This window comes from Nostocoides sp. (assembly GCF_035343835.1).
Taxonomy (GTDB): Bacteria; Actinomycetota; Actinomycetes; order Actinomycetales; family Dermatophilaceae; genus Nostocoides_A; species Nostocoides_A vanveenii.
In genome coordinates, this window is record NZ_DAOQZV010000290.1 from 1 (window position 1) to 3,641 (window position 3,641).

Sequence of the window (3,641 nt, forward strand, 5' to 3'; positions counted from 1 at the left end):
CTGATCATGTGGGGCTCGAATGTCCCGCTGACGCGCACCCCCGACGCGCACTGGATGACCGAGGCGCGCTATCGCGGCCAGAAGGTGCTCGCCGTCGCCCCCGACTATGCCGAGAACGTCAAGTTCGCCGACGAGTGGGTCTCCTGCAACCCGGGCGAGGACGCGGCCTTGGCGATGGCCATGGGACACGTCCTGCTCAAGGAGTATTTCGCCGACCGGCAGGTCGACTTCTTCGTCGACTACAACCGGCGATTCACCGACCTGCCCTTCCTGATTGCCCTGCAGGACAACGGGGATGGGACGTGGACCCAGGGCAAGAATCTCGTCGCCGGTGACCTCGACATCCCAGAGAAGAACTCCGAGAACGCCATGTGGAAGCCCGCGATCTTCGACGCGGCAACCGGATCGGTGGCGATCCCCAACGGCTCCCTCGGCTTCCGCTTCGGCGAGGAAGGCTGGGGGAAGTGGAATCTCGACCTCGGTGACCTCGTGCCCGCACTGAGCCTGTATGACGCGCGGGAGGACACCGCCCTCGTCAACTTCGCGCGCTTCGACGCACCCGACGGCCACGTTGCGTATGAAGCGCGCGGCGTCCCCGTGCGACGCGTCGGTGACCATGTCGTCACCACGGTGCTCGACCTGCTGCTCGCCCACTACGGCGTCGAGCGAGAGGGACTTCCGGGCCGTTGGCCGACAGGCTACGACGACCCGAGCGCGCCGGCCACGCCGGCCTGGCAGGAGCGCTTCACCTCCGTCCCGGCTCAGCAGGTCACCCGGTTGGCGCGTGAGTGGGCGCAGAACGCGATCGACACCGGGGGGCGCGGCATGATCCTGATGGGTGCCGGCGCCAATCACTGGTATCACTCGGATCAGATCTACCGGGCCATGCTGCTGCTGACGACGATCACCGGGTGCCAGGGGCGCAATGGCGGCGGGTGGGCGCACTATGTCGGGCAAGAGAAGATCCGGCCCATCATGGGCTTCCAGCACATGGCGTTCGCCCTGGACTGGCACCGGCCGCCGCGCCACATGAACCAGACGGCCTATTGGTATGTCAACACCAGCCAATACCGCTATGACACCTTCACCGCCGATGACACCAACTGCGGCACGGGGATGTTCGCCGGCAAGAGCGTCATCGATCTGATCGCCCAATCGGTCCGGCTCGGCTGGTCGCCCAGCTATCCGACCTTCACCAAGTCCAGCCTGGCCCTCGCCGACGAGGCCGAAGCCGTCGGCATGGCCCCCGCGGATTATGTTGTGCAGCAACTGAAGTCGGGCGAGCTGAAGTTCGCGATCGAGGATCCGGAGGCGGAGGAAAACCATCCGCGCGTGCTGAGCCTGTGGCGCTCCAACCTCTTCGGCTCCAGCGCCAAGGGCAATGAATACTTCCTGCGCCACCTGCTCGGCACCGACGATGCCTGCACCGCCGTGGAAGCACCGGAGGGCAAGCGCCCGACGACGATCACGTGGACCGACCGGGCGGCCGAGGGCAAACTCGACTTGCTCACCACCCTCGACTTCCGGATGACGAGTTCGACGCTGCTCTCCGATGTCGTCCTCCCGGCGGCCACGTGGTATGAGAAACACGACCTGTCCACGACCGACATGCACCCCTTCGTGCACTCCTTCAACCCGGCGATCGCGCCGCCGTGGCAATCCAAGACCGACTGGGACACGTGGAAGGCGATCGCCAAGCGCTTCTCCGAGCTCGCCGTGGATCACCTCGGTGTCCGCAAGGACGTCGTCGCCAAGCCGCTCTGGCACGACACGCCCGAGGCGATGGCCACCGTGCACGGCCGAGTCCTCGACTGGCGCACCGGTGAGGTGGAGCCGGTCCCCGGCAAGACCATGCCTGTTCTCGCTGTCGCAGAACGGAATTACCCGGCGACCTACGAGAAGATGACGTCGATCGGCCCGCTGATGGAGAACGTCGGGATGCTCACCAAGGGCGTCCCGTACGACGTCAAGCGCGAGATCGGCATCCTGCGGCAACGCAATGGCACGGCCACGACCGGAGCGGGCGCCGGGCAACCCAAGGTCGAGACCGATGTGCAGTTGGCCGACGCCATCCTGCACCTCTCGGGGACGACGAACGGCCACCTCGCGACGCTCGGCTTCACCAATGTCGAGAAGCGAACGGGCACGCAGTTGCACGACCTATCGGCCGAGCACGAGGGCAAGCAGATCACCTTCGCCGACACTCAGATCCAGCCGGTGCCGGTCATCACGTCACCGGAATGGTCCGGATCGGAGTCCGGGGGTCGGCGCTATGCCCCGTTCACCATCAATATCGAGCGCTCCAAGCCCTTCCACACGCTCACCGGCCGCCAGCACTTCTATCTCGATCACGACTGGATGATCGGGATGGGTGAATCCCTGCCCGTCTATCGGCCACCGCTGAATATGACGTTGTTGTTCGGAGAGAAGCCGATCGGCGAGCAGAACGAGCACGGCATCTCGGTGCGCTATCTGACGCCGCACAACAAGTGGTCCATCCACTCCGAATACCAGGACAACCTCTTCATGCTCAGCCTCTCCCGAGGCGGGCAGACGATCTGGATGTCCGATGTCGACGCAGCGAAGGTCGGGATCACGGACAACGACTGGGTCGAGGCGGTCAACCGCAATGGCGTGGTCGCGGCCCGCGCGATCGTCAGCCACCGGATGCCCGAGGGCACCGTCTATATGCACCACGCTCAGGACCGCCTCATCGACGTCCCGCTCACCGAACGCGACGGCAAGCGCGGCGGCATACACAACTCGCTGACCCGGATCATGATCAAGCCGAGCCACATCATCGGCGGCTATGCGCAGCTCGCCTACTTCTTCAACTACATCGGGCCGATCGGTTCCAACCGCGACGAAGTCACCATGATCCGCCGCCGCACCGACCAGAAGGTTGAGTACTGACATGCGTGTAATGGCGCAGATGGCCATGGTGATGAACCTCGACAAGTGCATCGGGTGCCACACCTGCTCGGTCACCTGCAAGCAGGCGTGGACCAACCGGACGGGCACCGAGTATGTGTGGTTCAACAATGTCGAGACGCGGCCCGGCCTCGGCTACCCGCGCCGCTACGAGGACCAGGAGGAGTGGCAGGGCGGCTGGGTGCGCAAGGGCAATGGCAAGCTCACCCTGCGCTCCGGATCGCGCCTGAAGAAGCTCGCGTCGATCTTCAGCAACCCCAAGTTGCCGACGATCGAGGACTACTACGAGCCGTGGACCTACGACTACGAGACCCTGCTCAACTCCCCGCAGCAGAAGAACTTCCCTGTCGCGCAGCCCCATTCGCTGATCAGCGGCAAGAAGATGAATGTCTCTTGGTCGGCCAACTGGGATGACGACCTCGGCGGTGCGCCGCAGTACGGCCCCAAGGATGTGATGCTCAAGGGCATCGAGGACAAGGTCAAGTTCGAGTTCGAGCAGACCTTCATGTTCTATCTGCCGCGCATCTGCGAGCACTGTCTCAACCCCTCGTGCGCGGCGTCCTGCCCGAGTGGGGCGATCTACAAGCGCACCGAGGACGGCATCGTCCTGGTCGATCAGGACAAGTGCCGCGGCTGGCGCATGTGCATCAGCGGGTGCCCCTACAAGAAGGTCTACTTCAACCACAAGACCGGCAAGGCCGAGAAGTGCA

General features: G+C 64.5%; 2 protein-coding genes. Both read left to right on the top strand.

Going from position 1 to position 3,641, the window contains the following annotated elements:
- On the top strand, positions 1–2,913 hold a 2,913-nt coding region (locus PKH97_RS14970; protein WP_324388378.1), incomplete at its 5' end, for a nitrate reductase subunit alpha.
- A gap of 1 nt (position 2,914) precedes the next feature.
- The coding region (locus PKH97_RS14975) for a 4Fe-4S dicluster domain-containing protein (protein WP_324388379.1) at positions 2,915–3,641 on the top strand (727 nt) is incomplete at its 3' end.